Genomic DNA, 17,412 nt, shown 5'->3' on the forward strand with positions numbered 1-17,412 from the left:
CGAGATGGGGGCCTGGGCCCCTACGCCTTGGCCACCTTCTTCACCGCGAGGGCGAGGTACAGCTGCACCCTGTCCGCCGTCACGGCCGGGTCGTAGCCGGTGAGCTCCGCGATCTGCCCGAGCCGGTAGCGCACGGTGTTGCGGTGCAGCCCGAGCTGATCGGCCACCTGCGCCACCGAGCCGTTGAGGTTCAGGTAGGTCTCGAGCGTGTGCACGAGCTCGGCGCCGTGCTGCGCGTCGAACCGCAGGAGCGGCCCCACGGCCTCTCCCGCCATGTCCGCGAGCGGGACGTCCTCGCTCGCGAGCAGGAGCGAGGTCAGGGACAGCCGCTCGGGCTCGTTCACGTCGAGCCCCCTGGACGCGGCCTCCTTGGCCTCGAAGTAGCTCCAGCGCAGGCCGTTGGGCTTCGTGTAGGACCCGCCGATCCCGATCGTCGCGTGGATTCCAGCCTCGGTGAGGTGGTCGGCGAGGAGGCGCCCCAGCCGCGGTGCGCGCGCGCCGTCGTCCTCCACCACCACCACGAGGTCGTCGTCGAGCGTCGCCGACACCGCGCTGTCGAGCTCGGCGGGCAGCGTGGTGCCGCGCAGGCTCTTGTGGTGCGCGCCCGACTCGGCGAGCAGGACCACATTGCGCTTCGTCGAGTTGACCCCGACCCCCGCGAGGCGGCGGGAGGCCTCGTCGGCCTCGAGGGTGCCGCGCACGACGTCGTTCATCACCTGCCCTGCGAGGGCCCGCTGCGCCTGGCGCTGCTTCATGAGGTTGTTGAGCTCGAGGCTGATGAGGTTCTGGGCGTAGGAGATGATCCCCGTGTCCGTGAAGGGCTTCTTGGCCCAGAGCGTGGACGCGTCGCGGCGCCCGGTGGGGATGGGATACGGCACCCAGCGGTCCATGGACGGAACGCCGGCGGTGGGACTCGACGCGTGGAGCTGGGCGGTGAACTGGGTCAGGACCAGATCCGTGCCGAGCATGCCGCCGAGGTGCTTGAGCAGGTCCGGCAGGCCGCCGCCGCCCAGGAGGGAACGGGCCAGGACCTGGTGCCCCGCGATGAGCTTCTCGAGGCTCGCGTAGTGGTCTGCCGAGTGGGAGTCCGCCACGAGCTTGCCGATGGCCATGAACGGGGTCCTGTAGGGGACCTCGAGGACCGGCACGCCCCACCGGTTCGCCTCGGCGATGAGCGCCGGGGGGATCTCGTCATGGCCCAGCCCGATCCCGAACCCGATCCCGAGGGCCCCCGCGCGCTGGAGCACGCGCACGAACCGGCGCTGCTCCACGGCGGAGCGCTGCCGCACGCCCGTGGTGAGGACGAGCTCGCCGCCGGAGAGGAACGGTGCGGGGTTCTCGAGCTCCGTCACGGCGACCCACTGGATCTCCGAGTTGAGGGCTGCGCCCCCCGCTGCGCCGGCGAGGCGGAGGTCAAGCCCGGGGCGTTCGAGCAGCTGGGCGAGGGTCAGGGCCATGCCACAACTATAGGGCGGGAGAGCTGGGCGTTCGCACTACCTCCCCCAGCCTCGCTGGTGCGATCGGCTATTTGGCTGCGGGCGCCGCTCGCCTACCGTGAGAGCAGCGCCACAGGCCGCCTCAGGACAGGCCACCCCCAGGAAGGACCACCCATGGACATCCAGTACCGCCTCGAGCAGAAGCGCCGCATCCTCGGCGACTTCCCCGGGCCCAAGTCCCTCGAGCTCGCAGCGCGCCGAGCGCAGGCCGTCGCCTCCGGCGTCGCCTCCACCGTCCCGGTCTACGTGGCCGACGCCGACGGCGGGATCATCCACGACGTGGACGGCAACTCCTTCATCGACTTCGGCTCCGGCATCGCGGTGACCACCGTCGGCGCCACGGACCCCGCGGTCGTGGGCGCCGTCAAGGAGCAGGTGGAGCACTTCACGCACACGTGCTTCATGGTCTCCCCGTACGAGGGCTACGTGGCCGTGGCCGAGAAGCTCAACCAGCTCACCCCGGGCGAGCACGCCAAGCGCACGGTCCTGTTCAACTCCGGCGCGGAGGCCGTGGAGAACGCGGTCAAGATCGCGCGCGCCGCGACCGGGCGCAACGCCGTCGTCGCCTTCGACCACGCCTACCACGGCCGCACCAACCTCACCATGGGCCTCACGGCGAAGGCCATGCCGTACAAGCACGGCTTCGGCCCGTTCGCGCCCGAGGTGTACCGCGTGCCCATGAGCTACCCGTACCGCGAGGAGAACCCGGATATCACGGGCAAGGAGGCCGCCGAGCGCGCCCTCCTCATGATCCAGAAGCAGATCGGCGCGGACCAGGTCGCCGCGGTCATCATCGAGCCGGTCCAGGGCGAGGGCGGCTTCATCGTCCCGGCCGAGGGCTTCCTCCCGCGGATCGCCGAGTTCGCGAAGGAGAACGGGATCGTCTTCATCGCGGACGAGGTCCAGTCCGGCTTCGCCCGGACCGGCGAGTGGTTCGCGGTCCAGCACGAGGGAGTGGTCCCGGACCTCATCACCACCGCGAAGGGGATCGCGGGCGGCATGCCGCTCTCGGCCGTCACCGGCCGCGCGGAGCTGCTCGACGCCGTCCACGCCGGCGGCCTCGGCGGCACCTACGGCGGCAACCCGGTCGCGTGCGCGGCCGCGCTCGCCGCGATCGAGACGATGGACAGCCAGGACCTGCGCGGCCGTGCCCGGCACATCGAGGCCATTGTGAAGGAGCGCTTCGCGCGCCTGCAGGCCGAGCTCGGCGAGAAGAGCATCATCGGCGACATCCGCGGCCGCGGCGCCATGCTCGCGATCGAGTTCGTCAAGCCCGGCAGCGCGGCCACGAGCAAGGAGCCGGACGCCGAGGCCACGAAGAGGATCGCCGCCTATTGCCTCGCGGAGGGCGTCATCATCCTCACGTGCGGCACCTACGGCAACGTGATCCGCCTGCTCCCGCCGCTCGTGATCGGCGACGAGCTCCTCGGCGACGGCCTGGACGTCCTCGAGGCGGCGATCCGCTCCGTCGCGTGAGGCGGCTCGCTCCGCGCCTCCCTTGCGGGCGCGGGGCGAACGCCTAGAGTCTGCGGTATCGGATACGCAGACCGGGCGAGGGCGCCCGGCAACCCCGGGTGCCCTCGCCGTCTGCCCTGACAGGCCGGTGCCGCGCGCGCCGAGAGAGGGTTGCCATGCGTTACGTCGTCGGATACCAGCCGGATGCGCGCGGGGCGGATGCGGTGGCGCTCGCCGTCGCCATCGCCCGGGCCCAGGGCGCGGAGCTGGACCTCATGCTCGTGCTCGGGGAAGACGCCCCGTACGTGGCCGTCAATCCGGACGGGAAGCGCGTCCACGCCGAGGAGCAGCAGACCCTCACCGCGCAGCGCGAGGCCTTCAACCTCATCCCCCCGGACGTGACGGCACGTTTCCACGTCCGCCACGGGCACTCGTTCGCGGCGACCCTCATCGAGGCCGCGGTGGAATTCGAGTCGGCGCTCATTGTGATCGGCGCCGCGAGCAACGGGCTCTTCAAGCGGTACACGGTCGGCTCCGTGGCCAACGCGCTCCTGCACGCCTCGCCCATTCCCGTGGCCCTCGCGCCGCGCGGCTTCCAGCGCACGGACCCGATCGAACGGCTCACGGCCTTCATCGGCCGCAGGGAAGGGGCCGACGCCGCCGTCGAGGTGGCCCTCATCGCGGCGGGACGGCGCAACGTGCCGCTGCGCTTCGTCTCCCTCGTCGAGCTGGACGAGCGCGGCGACGGCGGGGAAAACATCAATGCCGCCCACCGCCACGCGAACACGGTGCTGGCCGAGGCCGCCAAGCGCCTGCCGGAGGGGCACGAGGCCACGGTCGAGGTCGCCCACGGGCGGACCCTCGAGGAGGCCGTGGACAGCCTCGACTGGCTCGACGGCGAGATCGTCATCGTCGGCTCGAGCCGCCTCGCGCAGAAGAACCAGCTCTTCCTCGGGTCCACCGCGAACAAGGTCCTGCGCGCGCTGCCCGTGCCCATGGTCGTGGTCCCGCGCGACTACGAGCGCGCCGAATCCCACCCCCTGGGCTAGCGGTCTGCCGACGGCGGGCGGCTCGGCCCGGCGGTCAGCGTGCGGCCAGCGCCTTGGCCGCACGTGCGGAGGTCCGGCGGCGCCTCGCGCTGAGGAGCATGTCCACGGTGAGGATGGCGAGGGCCAGCCAGACGATCCCGAACCCCACCCACCGCTCCGGCGGCATGTGCTCACCGAGGACCGTGACCGCGAGCGTGAACTGGGTCATGGGGGCGATGTACTGGAGCAGTCCCACCGTGGTCATCGGCAGCCGTCGCGCTGCGGCCCCGAAGAACAGCAGCGGCACGGCAGTGATGATGCCGCTCGCCGCGAGGAGCCAGAAGTGGGTGGGCCCCTCGGTGAGGAGCGTGAGCGAGCCTGTGGCGGCGAGCCACACGACGGCGCCCAGCGCCACGGGCGCGAGGATGGCCGTCTCCGCAGAGAGGCTCGTGACGGCGTCCACCGCCCCGCCGATCCGGTTCTTGACGAGGCCGTAGAACCCGAAGCTGAGGGCCAGCACGAGCGCGATCCACGGCAGCTGCCCGTGCGCCACGGACAGCACCGCCACGGCGATCCCGCCCACGCCCACGGCCGCCCACTGCAGCGGGCGGAGGCGTTCCTTGAGGACGAGCACGCCGAGCAGCACGCTCACGATCGGGTTGATGAAGTATCCCAGCGAGGCCTCGATCGCCTGGCCCGTGAGCACCCCGTAGGTGTACGTGAGCCAGTTGACGCCGATGAGCGCCGCGGCCAAGGCGAGCGCCCCGAACATCCGCCCGGACCGGAACACCGCCGCGAGGTTCCTCCACGAGCGCGTCGCGGTGATGAGCACGAGGCACACGATGAGCGCGAAGAGCACGCGGTCCGCGACGATCTCCACCGGCCCCGCCGCCGCGAGCAGCACGAAGTACAGCGGCAGGAGGCCCCACAGCCCGTACGCCCCGATGCCGAAGAGGAGGCCGGCGGGGGCCCTCCCGGCGGAGGCGCTCCTGGCGGAGGTGCCGGCCGGGGAAGCGGGAGGGGACGCAGAGGCTGCGGTAGCGGATGCGGCGGCGTTCTGCGTCTCAGTCACGGGGACAGAACGCGATCCACCGTGCACTCTATTCCCACCCGCCACACCCGCCGCAGCACGCCCATTGCGCCCCCGCGCCGGCTGCGCACTTGCCGCCGCTAGACGCGCACGTCGAGGACCACGGGGCGGTGGTCGCTCGTGGGGAAGGGGTAGGTGCCGGTGAGCTCGGAGCCGGGCTCGCCGGCAGCGGGCCAGTACACGTACGAGTCCAGCACGCGCAGGTTCTTCGAGGGCAGCACGTAGTCCACCCGGAGGTTCCCGGGCGCCCTGTCCGAGAAGTCGGCCGTGTCCAGGGCAGGGTCGCCCTCGTGCGCAGCGTTGGCGCCGCCCTGGACCTGCGCGGCCTCGGCACCTCCCGCCGAGGCCGGGGCCGGATCCTGGATCCTGTGGTGCCCGAGCAGCTGCAGGATCGAGGCGTCGCGGGAGTCGCCGTCGTTCGGGTCGGCGTTGTAGTCGCCCATGACCACGAACCGGGCCCCCGGCTTGAGGCCGCCGTGCCGGCCGGCGTCATCGTAGAGGTAGTCCGCGGCGCCGGGCGTCACGTAGTCCGCCCACAGGCGCGTCTCGTCATGGTTGCGCGTGCCGTTGCGGTCCTCGGCGCCGTCGAAGGTGGGCGGCGTGGGGTGGGCGGCCAGGACGTGCACCGTGGTCCCGCCGATCTCCACGGGGATGTCCCAGTGGCTCTTGGAGGAGAGCCGGAACGCGGCGAGCTCCTCCTCGGAGTACCAGTCGGCGGGCTCGGGCGTGGCGGGGTCGTCCGGGAGGAGCGCCCCGGGCATGTCCTTCCAGAGGAACTGCTGGAACGTGCGCACGGCGGCGGCGTCGATCGGGTGCTTGGAGTAGACGGCCATGCCGTACTGCCCCGGGAAGAGCCCGAACCCGAACGCGTCGTTCCCGCCGCCCACCGTGCCGCTGTTGTCCAGGTCCAGCCCCGAGGGGACGCCCGTGTTGACCGGCGCCGTGTACACGTAGGGGTAGTCGATGGGCTCCTGCCCGTTCTGCGGGACCTCGAGGTAGTTCTCGCTGAAGAGGTCCACGGCCTCGTTGCCGGGGTAGTAGTCGAACTCGTTGACGAGCAGCACGTCCGGCCGGTTTCGCTGGATGACCTCGGCCACGGCCTGCGCCTGGGCGTCGTCGCCGGAGCCCAGGTCCTCGAGCAGCTCGCCCGCGGCGGAGCGGTTGAGCGAGGCGTTGTAGGTCATGAACCGCACATCCTCGGGCTGGCTCGCCGTGGCCGGGGCGGCGGAGGCGGCGGGGACGGCGAGGGGCACGACGGCGAGCGGCACGGCCGCGGCGAGTGCGGCGGCCGCCGTGGTCACCGCGGCGGTCAGCCGGGTGGTCCTGCGGGTGGCCCGGGTGGGGCTCGTGGATGGCATGGTCACTCCTGGAAGGCAGAGGTGGACGGCGGATGTGGACGCAGATGCCGGCAGTGCCGGCGGCCCCGGCTGCGGTCAGTCCCGGCCGGTCGAGGCCGACCGTAGTGGCTGTCCGTGACGGGCAGGTGAACGGATCGCGCCGAGCGTTAGACTTGGGGGTTGTGTGCGCGGCCAGCCGCCGCCGACGAGCGCCCCCGGAAGGAACAGTCCGTGCCTGAAGTCCCCGCAGCCAGCTCTCCGCAGCGCGATTCCGCGCACCGTCCCCTGCGGGTTGCGATCATCGGGGCGGGCCCCGCTGGCGTGTACGCGGCAGACATCCTCACCAAGTCCAACGAAGTCAAGGGCGGCGAGGTGGAGGTCAGCATCGACCTCTTCGACCAGTACCCGGCCCCGTACGGCCTCATCCGCTACGGCGTCGCTCCCGACCACCCGCGCATCAAGGGCATCGTCAACGCCCTGCACAAGGTCCTCGACCGCGGTGACATCCGCTTCATCGGCAACGTCACGTACGGCCGGGACCTCACCCTCAGCGACTTCCGCGGCTTCTACGACGCGGTGATCTTCGCGACCGGTGCCATCCGCGACGCGGACCTCGAAATCCCCGGCGTCGAGCTCGAGGGCTCCTTCGGCGCGGCGGACTTCGTCTCGTGGTATGACGGCCACCCGGACGTGGCGCGGGAGTGGCCGCTCACGGCGAAGGAGGTGGCCGTCATCGGCAACGGCAACGTGGCCCTGGACGTGGCGCGCATGCTCTCGAAGCACGCCGACGACCTGCTCGTGACCGAGATCCCGGACAACGTCTACCGCGGCCTCAAGGAGTCCCCGGTCACTGACGTGCACGTGTTCGGGCGCCGCGGCCCGGCCCAGGTGAAGTTCACGCCGCTCGAGCTGCGCGAGCTCTCCCACAGCAATGACGTGGACATCGTGCTGTACCCGGAGGACTTCGAGTTCGACGACGCCTCGGACGAGGCGATCAAGACGAACAACCAGGTCAAGACCATGGTCAACACCCTCGCGAACTGGATCGCCGAGGACCAGGACACGGGCGCCTCCCGCCGCCTGCACCTGCACTTCCTGCAGAGCCCCGTGGAGATCTACGACTCCCCGGAGACGCCGGGCAGGGTCGCGGGCATCCGGTTCGAGCGCATGGAGCTGGACGGCACCGGGAACGTGCGGGGCACCGGGGAGTTCGAGGACTACCCGGTCCAGGCCGTGTACCGCGCGATCGGATACCACGGCTCCGAGCTCGCCGAGCTCCGCTTCGACGAGCGGCGCGGCGTCATCCCGAACGACGCGGGCCGCGTGCTGGACGCTGACGGCACGCCCGTGGCTGGGGTCTACACGACGGGGTGGATCAAGCGCGGCCCCGTGGGGCTCATCGGCCACACGAAGGGCGACGCCCTCGAGACCATCGGCTGCCTCCTCGAGGACCGCGACTCGCTGCCGCCGGCCGAGAACCCCGACGAGCACGCCATCATCGCGCTCCTCGAGGAGCGGGGCATCGAGTACACCACGTGGGCCGGCTGGAACGAGCTGGACGCCCATGAGAAGGCGCTCGGCGATGCGTGGGCGCCCGAGGACGGCGCCGAGGGCCCGGTGCGCGAGCGCATCAAGGTGGTCCCGCGCGAGGAGATGGTGCGCATCTCCCGCAAGAACGCCTGAGGGGACGCCCCCGGGGGGCGGGGGAGGGGCGGCCTGCGTCTCGCCATATGAGACGTTTTGTCCGTCTCATCCCACGGACGCCTTATAGTTGACAGGTTTGTTTGACCCCCATCCCCCTACCAGGAGACTGGAATGCAGATCCTCCGGACCAAGCCGATCGAATCCACGATCGCTGCTTCCCACGAGCCCGGGCGCCGACTCAAGCGCTCGCTGAGCACGTGGGACCTCATGATCCTCGGCGTCGCCGTTGCCGTCGGCGCGGGCATCTTCTCGGTCGGCGCCAAGGCCGCCGCCAACTTCGCCGGCCCCGCCGTCACCCTCTCGTTCGCGATCGCCGCCATCACCTGCGCGCTCGCCATCATGTGCTACGCCGAGTTCGCCACCGCCATCCCCGTTGCCGGGTCCGCGTACGTCTTCACGTACGCCACCATGGGCGAGCTGCTCGCGTGGATCATCGGCTGGAACCTGATCCTCGAGCTCTTCACCGCCGGTGCCGTCGTCGCGAAGTACTGGGGCATCTACCTCAGCAAGGTCTTCTCCCTCGTGGGCGTCGAGATCCCCGCGAGCATCTCCCTCGGGCCGGTCGAGCTCGTGTGGGGCCCGTTCCTCGTGGTGAGCGTCTTCACGGTGCTCCTCGTGCTCGGCACCAAGCTGAGTGCCCGCGTGGGCAACATCTTCACGCTCATCAAGATCGCCGTGGTCCTCTTCGTGATCGTGGTCGGCTTCTTCTACGTCAAGGCCGAGAACTACGCGCCGTTCGTCCCGGCGGCCGTGCCGTCTGAGGGCTCCGGCAGCACCGAGGTGCTCAAGCAGTCCTTCTTCTCCTTCCTCACGGGCTCCGCCCCGGCGCAGTACGGCCTCTTCGGTGTGTTCGCCGGCGCGGCGCTGGTGTTCTTCGCGTTCATCGGCTTCGACGTGGTCGCGACCTCCGCGGAGGAGGTCAAGGACCCGCAGAAGACCCTCCCGCGCGGCATCTTCGGCGGGCTGGCCCTCGTGACACTGCTCTACATCCTCGTCTCGCTCGCCCTCACCGGCATGGTGCCCTACACGGCCCTCGCCGAGGCCGAGTCGCCCACGCTCACCACTGCATTCGAGGCTGTCGGCAACACCGACGCCGCGAAGGTCATCGCGTTCGGCTCCCTCGTGGGCCTCACCACCGTGATCATGGTGCTGCTCATGGGCCTGGCCCGCGTCATCCTCGCCATGAGCCGCGACGGCCTCCTGCCGCGTTCTCTGTCCGTGACGAGCGAGAAGCGAGCCACCCCAGCCCGACTGCAGGTCATCTGCGGCATCGCTGTGGCCCTCGTGGCCGGCCTGACCAACGTGGACGTCCTCGAGGAGATGATCAACATCGGGACCCTCTCGGCGTTCGTCGTGGTGAGCCTCGGCATCCTCGTGCTCCGGAAGAAGCGCCCGGACCTCAAGCCCGCGTTCCGCGTGCCCGGGGGCAAGGCTGTGCCGATCCTGTCCGCGCTCGCGTGCTTCTACCTCATGCTCAACCTCGCGGTGGAGACGTGGATCTACTTCGCCGTGTGGCTCGCCCTCGGCGCGGCGATCTACTTCCTCTACGGCCGCCGGCACTCGCTCCTCAATGAGCGCTTCGCCGAGGCCCGCGAGTCCGTGGAGGCCGAGCAGCGCTGATCCGGCCGGGCCGGGGCGGTTCCTGCCCCGGCCCGTGCTGCCCGCCTCCGGCCCGCGCTGCTTGCCCCGGCCCGGAGTCCGGTCCCCGGCCGCATTCCCGTCCCCGCCGGGGGCAGGGACTAGCATGGGGGTCATGGCCAGGCCCCCACGTCCAGAGCGCAAGACGGAACTGCTCGAGCAGATCCTCGACTACCTGCTCGACTCGACCCTCGCGGACCTGACATTCCGCAGCCTGGCCGATGGGCTCGGCATCAGCAGCTACGTGCTCGTGTACCACTTCGGCAACCGCGAGCAACTGGTCGGGGAGATCATCCGGGGCATCGTGGCGCGGTTCGACGGCCTCTTCTTCGACGCGCCGGGAAACGACGCCCCCAAGACCGGCACGGCAGCCCTGATCCAGTGGGCGAGGGCCGCGTTCGCGCTCGCCCTCGACCACCGCGGCCGCCACCTGCAGCGCCTCGAGTTCGAGGCCGCGGTGCAGGACGTGGTCGCCGAGGAGCCGCGGCGCCTGGGCCTCGAGGCGTACCAGAAGTGGCACCGCCTCGCCGCCGAGTGGCTCGCGAGGCAGGGGGTCCCCGAGGACCGAGCCGCCGTGCTCGGACGGACCTACGTGAACGCCATCATGGGCGTCCTCTACGACTACGTCCTCACCGGGGACAGGGACGCTGCCCTCGCCTCCTATGACGTGGTGATGGCAACGCTCCCGGCCCAGCTCGAGCAGGCAGCCTCCGCGGAGGCCGACGCCGGCGCCAGACCGGCTGGCTCGGCCGGCTGACGGTCCCTTCCCGCCGCCGCAGGGGACGCATGAGGGGCCCGGTGCACTGCACCGGGCCCCTCATGCGTGTCCGGGGGTCCCGCCTCCGGGAGCCCCACCGTGAGGCGTCAGCCGATCTTGTTGGCGGCCTCGGCCTGGGACTGGCTCTGGTGGCCGAGCTCCGCGCGGAGCTTGGCGCCGAGCCCGGCGTCCACGTTCGTCCAGTACTGGATCGCACGCTCCTTGATGTCGGCGCGCTTCACGCCGCTCACCGCACCCGCGACCGTCTGCAGGAAGCGCCCGCGGGCGGCGTCGTCGAACACCTCGCGGTAGAGGATGCCGGCCTGGACGAAGTCGCCGTCCTCCGGGTGGAGGGAGTGCGCGGCGAGGGTGAGCTCGCCGTCGTTCTCCCAGCGGCCGCCCGGGATCTGCGGCTCGACCGCGGCGGGGCCGCCCACCGAGTTCGGCGCGTAGACCGGGGTCTGCGGGGAGTTGAAGTGGAAGCGGGACGCGCCGTCCTGGCTGTAGTTGCGCACCTCGGACTTCGGGGCATTGACCGGCAGCTGCGCGTGGTTGGTGCCCACGCGGTAGCGGTGCGCGTCTGCGTAGGAGAAGATGCGCGCCTGGAGCATCTTGTCCGGCGAGGCCGCGATGCCCGGGACGAAGTTCGACGGCGCGAACGCGGCCTGCTCGATCTGCGCGAAGTAGTTCTCCGGGTTGCGGTTGAGGGTCATGGTGCCCACCGGGATCAGCGGGTAGTCCTTCTTCGACCACACCTTCGTCAGGTCGAACGGGTTGTAGCGGTAGGTCTTGGCCTCCTCGTAGGGCATGACCTGGACGAAGAGGTCCCAGCTCGGGAAGCTGCCCTCGGCGATGCTCTCGTAGAGGTCCTGGATGTAGTAGTCCGCGTTCTCGCCGGCAATCCGCTCGGCTTCCTCGGAGGTGAGGTTCTCCACGCCCTGGCGGGTGTGGAAGTGGTACTTGACCCAGAAGCGCTCGCCCGCCGCGTTGATCCACTGGTAGGTGTGCGAGCCGTAGCCCTGCATGTGCCGCCACGTCTTCGGAAGGCCGCGGTCGCCCATGAGCCACGTGACCTGGTGGGCCGACTCGGGGGAGAGGGTCCAGAAGTCCCACTGCATGTCCGCGTCGCGCAGGTGGCTGCCCGGGAGGCGCTTCTGCGAGTGGATGAAGTCCGGGAACTTGATGCCGTCGCGGATGAAGAACACCGGGGTGTTGTTGCCCACGAGGTCGTAGTTGCCCTCGGAGGTGTAGAACTTCACGGCGAACCCGCGCGGGTCGCGCCACGTGTCCGGGGAGCCGTTCTCGCCGGCCACGGAGGAGAAGCGGATGAGCATCTCGGTCTCCACACCCGGCTGCAGGAACGCGGCCTTGGTGTACGCCGAGACGTCCCCCGTGGCCACGAAGGTGCCGAAGGCGCCGCCGCCCTTGGCGTGCACCACCCGCTCCGGGACCCGCTCGCGGTTGAACTGGGCGAGCTTCTCCACCAGGTAGTGGTCGGTCAGGATGATCGCACCGTCAGCGCCGACGGACTGCGAGTGGGCATCCGAGGTGACCGGTGCCCCTGACTGGGTGGTCGAGTGGTGGACCGTCATGTCTCTCCTTCTTTCCGCGCGCCGGCGCGCTGGTTCTGGGTGGGTCTGGCTGGAATGGGTCTGGCTGGAATGGATCTGGGGGCGCGCTTCAGGACGCGCGGGCGGCGCATTCAGTGCAGACGCCCACGTAGGTGACGTCCGCGATCATGATCGTCATCCCGTGGTTGTCGCTCGGGGTCAGGCAGGGCGCGTGGCCCACGGCGCAGTCCACGTCCTCGACCCGGCCGCACTGGGAGCAGACCGCATGGTGGTGGTTGTCCCCCACCCGCGTCTCGTAGAGGGCAGGGGAGTGCGGGGGCTCGAACCGGCGCAGGAGGCCGAGCTCGGTCAGGTCGCCCAGCACCACGTACACGGACTGCGCGGTCATGTCCGGCAGCGCCTCGCGCGTGGTGGCCAGGATCGAGTCCGCGGACGAATGCGGGTGGCGCTCCACGGCGTCGAGCACTGCGATCCGCTGCTTGGTCACCCGGCGCCCGTGGGCGCGCAGGGACTCGGCCCAGTGTGCGTGCTCCGTGCTCGGTTCCATGCACCCATTGAAGCACTTATTTTGAGAAGCTCACAATAAGGACTGCCTTACCTTGCGGCTAGGCTGGTGCCCTGCCGTGCAGGAGGAGGGACCATGCCGCGCCGGTTCGGCGAACGCCGGGTAGCCGAAGGGGCCACGGAGCTGTGGGTGTACTCGGGAGGGGACGGACCCCGCGAGTTCGCGCTCGTCCACGGCATCGGCGTGTCCGCTGTCTACTACCGCCGGCTGGCCGGGGCGCTCGCGGTCCACGGCCGCGTCCACCTCGTCGAGCTCCCCGGGTTCGGCAAGGCCCGTGAGCCGAGACGGCCCCTCACCATGGAGGAGTTCGCCGAGGCGGCCTGGTCCGCCCTGGACGCGCTCGGGGTCCGGGAGCCCCTCCTCATCGGCCACTCGATGGGCGCCCAGGTGGTGGTGGAGATGGCCATCCAGAGGCCCGGGACTCGGTCCATCGCCCTGCTCGCGCCCACCGTGAACGCAGCAGAGCGCACGGTTCCGCTCCAGGCCCTGCGCCTCGCGCAGGACGCGGCGCTCGAGCCGCCCGGCGTCAAGCCGATCGTCCTCTGGGACTACGCACGCTGCGGGGTCTCGTGGTGGGTCGCGACCCTGCGCGAGATGATGCGCCACCGGATCGAGGAGCGCCTCCCGCTCGTGGAGGCCAGCGTGCTGATCGTGGGCGGCCGGCGGGACCCCATCTGCCCGATCCCGTGGCTGCGCCGCCTCGCCTCGCTGTCCAGCAGGGCCCGCCTCGTGATCGTGCCCCGCGAGGCGCACGTCATGATGTACCGCGGTGCCCGGTCCGTGGCCGCGGAGCTCCTCGCCGAGGCGCCCTCGGGAGCGGGGACGCCATGAGCCCGGCGGGCGGGCGATGAGCTGGGCCGGGGCAGGCAGGGAGGCCGCGCGGCTCGTGAGGCGCGCGGCGTGGATCGCGGCGGGCAGCGCGCTCGACTGGCTCTACGCCGGCCGCGCCCAGATCTCGGCCCTGGCCGCACGCCCGGCCCTCGCCCCCGATCCGGGCGCGCACGCTCCGCCGCCGGGCGCCTCCGCCGGCGGACGCCGCGACTCAGCCCCGTCCCCCGCCCCGCCCACGGGCCCCCGCAGCGGGGACCTCGCCGTCGTGCGCACGACGCCGGGCACCCCCGGCGGAGGGCTTCCCGCCATCGTGCTGGTCCCCGGCATCTACGAGCCCGCCGCGTTCCTCTCGCCGCTGCGCGAGTGGCTCCACGAGCGGGGGCACCGCGTGGTGGAGGTCCCGGCGCTGGGCTGGAACCTGCACACCGTGCCGGCCTCCGCGGAGCTGGTCGTGCAGCGGCTCGAGGAGCTCGGGATCCGCGGCGCCGTGCTGCTCGCGCACTCCAAGGGCGGACTGATCGGCAAACAGCTCATGGTCTCGGGGCCGCCCGGGCTGGCCGCCGGGATGATCGCAGTCAACACCCCCTTCGAGGGGCACCGCTTCTCCCGCCTCGGACCCACCGAGGCCCTGCGCGGCTTCCACACCCGCCATCCGGTGATCCTCTCGCTCGCGGCGGAGCTCGAGGTCAACGCGCGGATCGTGACGGTCAGCGCCGAGGTGGACCCGGTCGCGATGCGCGGCATGCGCCTCGCGGGGGCGCGCAACCTGACCGTGCCCGTGGTGGGGCACTTCCGGATCCTCGGCCACCCGCTGTTCCTCGCCCGGCTCGCCGAGGTCCTCGACACCCATCGGTTCCCCCCGCTGGGGGCGCCGGAGGGGGAGACTGGGAGCGGAAACGCAGCCCGGGGCTGATTCGTTGAGAGTGCGTCGGGACAGCAGGAGGAAGCACGTGCACAGACATCACAACGGACTCAAGACCGCGGCGCTGTTCGGGGTGCTGTGGGCCGTGCTGCTCGGGATCGGCGGCCTGGTCGGGGCGTGGTCGCGCAGCGGCACGCCCATCTGGATCTTCGCCGGCCTTGGCGTGGCCATGACGTTCTACAGCTACTGGAACAGCGACAAGATCGCGCTCCGCTCCATGCAGGCGTACCCCGTGGCCGAGGCGGAGGCGCCGGGGCTGTACCAGATCGTCCGCGAGCTCTCGCAGCGCGCCGACCAGCCCATGCCGCGCATCTACGTCTCGCCCACCGCCTCGCCCAACGCGTTCGCCACGGGCCGCAACCCCCAGAACGCCGCCGTGTGCTGCACCGAGGGAATCCTCCAGCTCCTGGAACCCCGGGAGCTGCGCGGTGTGCTCGGGCACGAGCTCATGCACGTCTACAACCGGGACATCCTCACGTCCTCGATCGCGGCGGCCGTGGCCGGCGTCATCACGTCCGTGGCACAGTTCGCCATGTTCTTCGGCGGGGGCGGCCGCGACCGGGGCGCCAACCCGATCGCGCTGCTCGCCCTGAGCCTGCTCGCGCCCTTCGCCGCGTCCCTCATCCAGCTGGCCATCTCCCGCACCCGGGAGTACGACGCGGACGAGGACGGATCCCAGCTCACGGGCGATCCGCTCGCGCTCGCCTCCGCCCTTCGCAAGATCGAGGCCGGCGTGGGCCGCGCTCCGCTCCCCGCGGAGCAGAAGCTCGTCAACACGTCCCACCTCATGATCGCCAACCCGTTCCGCCGCGGGGCGGGGCTCGTGAGGCTCTTCGCGACCCACCCGCCCATGGCGGACAGGATCGTCCGGCTCGAGCGGATGGCGGGCCGGCAGCTGGGCTGAGCCGGCCCCGTTCCCTGCTCGGCGCCGCCCGGAGCCCGGCCGTGTCCGCGCGACACTAGGCTGAGCGGGTGCGACGATTCCTGGCCGACACCACACCGCTCACGGAGAGCCGGGACTTCCGGCGCCTGTGGACCGGCCAGCTCCTGAGCATCCTCGGCTCCCAGCTCACGGTCACCGCCGTGAGCCTCCAGGTCTACGACCTCACCCAGTCCAGCTTCCACGTCGGCCTGCTGGGCTTCGTCGCGCTCGTCCCGTTCGTGGCCGCGGGCCTGTACGGCGGCGCGATCGCGGACGCGCACGACCGGCGGACGGTCGCCATCGCCTCCTCCGCGCTGCTGTGGGGCACGAGCGCCCTCATCGCCCTCCAGGCGTGGCTGCGGCTGGACAGCGTACTGCTCATCTATGTCCTCGTGGCACTCCAGGCCCTCGGCACGGGCATCAACATGCCAGCGCGCAGCAGCATCATCCCGCGCATCATCCGCCCCGAGCTGCTCACCGCCGCGAACGCGCTGAACATGATCACGTTCGGGCTCGGCGGCGCGGCCGGCCCGCTGCTCGCGGGCGCGCTCGTCGCGACGGTGGGCTACGGATGGACGTACACGATCGACGTCGTCACCTTCACCGTGGCCATGTGGGCGCTCTTCCGGCTCCCGCCCATCCCGCCCGAAGGCCAGGTGCGCCGCGTAGGCCTGCGCTCCGTCGCCGAGGGCTTCACGTTCCTCTCGACGCGGCCGAACATCCGCATGACCTTCCTCGTGGACCTCGCCGCGATGGTGTTCGCCATGCCGCGGGCGGTGCTGCCCGCCGTGGCCGCCCTCGCGCTGGGCGGCGGCGCCGCGACCGCGGGCGCGCTCCTCGCCGGGATCGCGGTGGGCACGTTCCTCGGCGGCCTCTTCTCCGGGCCGGTGGCACGCATCCGCTGGCAGGGCCGCGGCGTGGAGGCCTCGGTCGTGGCGTGGGGTGCGTGCATCCTCGCGTTCGGCCTCGTGGTCCTCGCCGCCGGCCGCGGCTCGCCCGGGGCGGCGACGTGGTGGGTGGTCCCCGCGTTCGCGTGCATGGTGGCTGCCGGTGCGGCCGACGCCGTGAGCGCGGCCCTGCGGTCGACCATCCTCCAGGCCGCGACACCGGACGCGATGCGGGGTCGGCTCCAGGGCGTCTTCACCGTGGTGGTGGGCGGCGGACCCAGGATCGGGGACGTCTTCGCCGGCACCGCAGCGGGGTGGCTGGGCGAGGGCTGGGCGATCGTTCTCGGCGGCACGCTCTGCATCGCGCTCGTCGGCGTCCTCCATGCCGCGCAGCCCGGCTTCGCCCGCTACGACGCCCGGCGTCCCGTGCCGTAGCGGGGCGAGGAGCGCCCGGGCTCGTGTCAGCGGAAGTTGACGTTCTTCTCGCTCGGGGCTGGGCATTGCTGGGAATCATTGACAACCGCATGATTCCGGGGTTGCCGGCGTTGGCCGCCGATGGCCTGAATGGGCCTTAGCCGGACCTCTTGCGGACTCTGTGCGGACTGGGCTCGATACGGGGTAGTGGGCGTATCCGCCTCCAGGCTTCCCCGCCCTTTCTGACTCCCGGCCGGGTGGTCGGGCCCTATCCTTGAGCTCGTCGTGGGGGGCTTCGCTGCGCCCCGCCGGGGGCTGGGAAGAAGAAAGACGGGCGCCCCGACGTCGTGGGGGGCTTCTGAGGGGGCTCAGCTCGAACTGTCCTCCCGTGCGGCCTGATTCGCCTCGAGGATCGCCTTGGCCCGATCGCGGCCCGCGGTTCGGTCGGGCCTGATTCCGAGACGTCGGAGCTCGGCCATCAGGCGTTCGGCGACGGTGTCCACGGTGTCGCCCTCGAGCAGGTCCAGATGGATGCCGCCTTCCGCCATGTTCCGCTTCGGAACGACCTTGAACCCGCGCGGCATCTAGAGCTCCAGCCCCGGGATGCCCGATAGGAGCGGCGCGGAGTACCTGCACTGGTCGTTCGTGCATGTGGGCCGCGTCGGCGTCCAGTGCTTCGTCGGAGAGGTCAGCCTGTCATCGCGGACCCACCGGACCTGGATCGGCGATCCGCACTCTGGGCAGCTCCTCGAGTACTGCTGGCGCTCGGAATCGGTGTAGTGCATGTGCCCCCCT

At 71.3% G+C, this 17,412-nt stretch carries 16 protein-coding genes; 10 read left to right on the forward strand and 6 right to left on the reverse strand.

What is annotated here, in order from left to right:
* Positions 1-20: 20 nt before the first annotated feature.
* Positions 21-1,457, reverse strand: a complete 1,437-nt coding sequence (locus ABCQ75_RS06010; RefSeq protein WP_345883894.1) for a PucR family transcriptional regulator — start codon at positions 1,455-1,457, stop codon at positions 21-23.
* Positions 1,458-1,610: 153 nt separating this feature from the next.
* On the opposite strand from ABCQ75_RS06010, the gene gabT reads away from it, so the two are divergent.
* Together gabT and ABCQ75_RS06020 are read left to right on the forward strand one after the other, a co-directional pair.
* The gene (gabT, locus tag ABCQ75_RS06015) at positions 1,611-2,972 is read left to right on the forward strand and encodes a 4-aminobutyrate--2-oxoglutarate transaminase (protein ID WP_345883895.1); all 1,362 of its coding nucleotides are present in this window, start codon (positions 1,611-1,613) and stop codon (positions 2,970-2,972) included.
* 155 nt (positions 2,973-3,127) lie between these two features.
* Entirely contained in the window at positions 3,128-4,000 is an 873-nt protein-coding gene (locus ABCQ75_RS06020) for a universal stress protein (RefSeq protein WP_345883897.1), read from the forward strand.
* Positions 4,001-4,034: 34 nt separating this feature from the next.
* Here ABCQ75_RS06020 and rarD read toward each other — a convergent pair whose 3' ends face one another.
* Positions 4,035-5,051, reverse strand: a complete 1,017-nt coding sequence (gene rarD, locus ABCQ75_RS06025; RefSeq protein ID WP_345883898.1) for an EamA family transporter RarD — start codon at positions 5,049-5,051, stop codon at positions 4,035-4,037.
* Positions 5,052-5,149: 98 nt separating this feature from the next.
* Positions 5,150-6,427, reverse strand: a complete 1,278-nt coding sequence (locus tag ABCQ75_RS06030; protein ID WP_345883900.1) for an endonuclease/exonuclease/phosphatase family protein — start codon at positions 6,425-6,427, stop codon at positions 5,150-5,152.
* A gap of 210 nt (positions 6,428-6,637) precedes the next feature.
* Between ABCQ75_RS06030 and ABCQ75_RS06035 the strand changes: the two genes are divergently transcribed.
* From ABCQ75_RS06035 to ABCQ75_RS06045, 3 genes are all read left to right on the forward strand, one after another.
* Positions 6,638-8,089: an FAD-dependent oxidoreductase gene (locus tag ABCQ75_RS06035; RefSeq protein ID WP_345883902.1), complete on the forward strand. Its 1,452-nt coding sequence runs from the start codon at positions 6,638-6,640 to the stop codon at positions 8,087-8,089.
* A 132-nt stretch (positions 8,090-8,221) separates the two neighbouring features.
* On the forward strand, positions 8,222-9,730 hold the full coding sequence (locus ABCQ75_RS06040; protein WP_345883904.1) for an amino acid permease: 1,509 nt from the start codon (positions 8,222-8,224) through the stop codon (positions 9,728-9,730).
* Between the two features lie 133 nt (positions 9,731-9,863).
* Complete coding sequence (locus tag ABCQ75_RS06045) at positions 9,864-10,505, forward strand: TetR/AcrR family transcriptional regulator (protein WP_345883905.1); 642 nt, start codon at positions 9,864-9,866, stop codon at positions 10,503-10,505.
* 107 nt (positions 10,506-10,612) lie between these two features.
* On the opposite strand, the gene ABCQ75_RS06050 is transcribed toward ABCQ75_RS06045, so the two are convergent.
* On the reverse strand, positions 10,613-12,097 hold the full coding sequence (locus ABCQ75_RS06050) for a catalase (RefSeq protein ID WP_345883908.1): 1,485 nt from the start codon (positions 12,095-12,097) through the stop codon (positions 10,613-10,615).
* A gap of 88 nt (positions 12,098-12,185) precedes the next feature.
* Positions 12,186-12,623, reverse strand: coding sequence for a Fur family transcriptional regulator (locus tag ABCQ75_RS06055; protein ID WP_345883910.1), 438 nt, complete (start codon positions 12,621-12,623; stop codon positions 12,186-12,188).
* Positions 12,624-12,716: 93 nt separating this feature from the next.
* On the opposite strand from ABCQ75_RS06055, the gene ABCQ75_RS06060 reads away from it, so the two are divergent.
* The 4 genes from ABCQ75_RS06060 to ABCQ75_RS06075 all read left to right on the forward strand — a co-directional run bounded on the left by ABCQ75_RS06060 (position 12,717) and on the right by ABCQ75_RS06075 (position 16,638).
* The gene (locus ABCQ75_RS06060) at positions 12,717-13,472 is read left to right on the forward strand and encodes an alpha/beta fold hydrolase (RefSeq protein WP_345883912.1); all 756 of its coding nucleotides are present in this window, start codon (positions 12,717-12,719) and stop codon (positions 13,470-13,472) included.
* A 16-nt stretch (positions 13,473-13,488) separates the two neighbouring features.
* The gene (locus ABCQ75_RS06065; protein WP_345883913.1) at positions 13,489-14,385 is read left to right on the forward strand and encodes an esterase/lipase family protein; all 897 of its coding nucleotides are present in this window, start codon (positions 13,489-13,491) and stop codon (positions 14,383-14,385) included.
* A 37-nt stretch (positions 14,386-14,422) separates the two neighbouring features.
* Positions 14,423-15,298: a zinc metalloprotease HtpX gene (gene htpX, locus ABCQ75_RS06070; RefSeq protein ID WP_345883915.1), complete on the forward strand. Its 876-nt coding sequence runs from the start codon at positions 14,423-14,425 to the stop codon at positions 15,296-15,298.
* A 68-nt stretch (positions 15,299-15,366) separates the two neighbouring features.
* Positions 15,367-16,638: an MFS transporter gene (locus ABCQ75_RS06075; protein WP_345883917.1), complete on the forward strand. Its 1,272-nt coding sequence runs from the start codon at positions 15,367-15,369 to the stop codon at positions 16,636-16,638.
* Positions 16,639-16,985: 347 nt separating this feature from the next.
* Here ABCQ75_RS06075 and ABCQ75_RS06080 read toward each other — a convergent pair whose 3' ends face one another.
* Positions 16,986-17,201, reverse strand: a complete 216-nt coding sequence (locus ABCQ75_RS06080; RefSeq protein WP_345883919.1) for a molybdopterin-binding domain-containing protein — start codon at positions 17,199-17,201, stop codon at positions 16,986-16,988.
* A 19-nt stretch (positions 17,202-17,220) separates the two neighbouring features.
* On the opposite strand from ABCQ75_RS06080, the gene ABCQ75_RS06085 reads away from it, so the two are divergent.
* Positions 17,221-17,397, forward strand: coding sequence for a hypothetical protein (locus ABCQ75_RS06085; protein ID WP_345883921.1), 177 nt, complete (start codon positions 17,221-17,223; stop codon positions 17,395-17,397).
* The last annotated feature ends 15 nt before the right edge of the window (positions 17,398-17,412 follow it).

Source organism: Sinomonas halotolerans (assembly GCF_039615075.1).
GTDB lineage: Bacteria > Actinomycetota > Actinomycetes > Actinomycetales > Micrococcaceae > Sinomonas > Sinomonas halotolerans.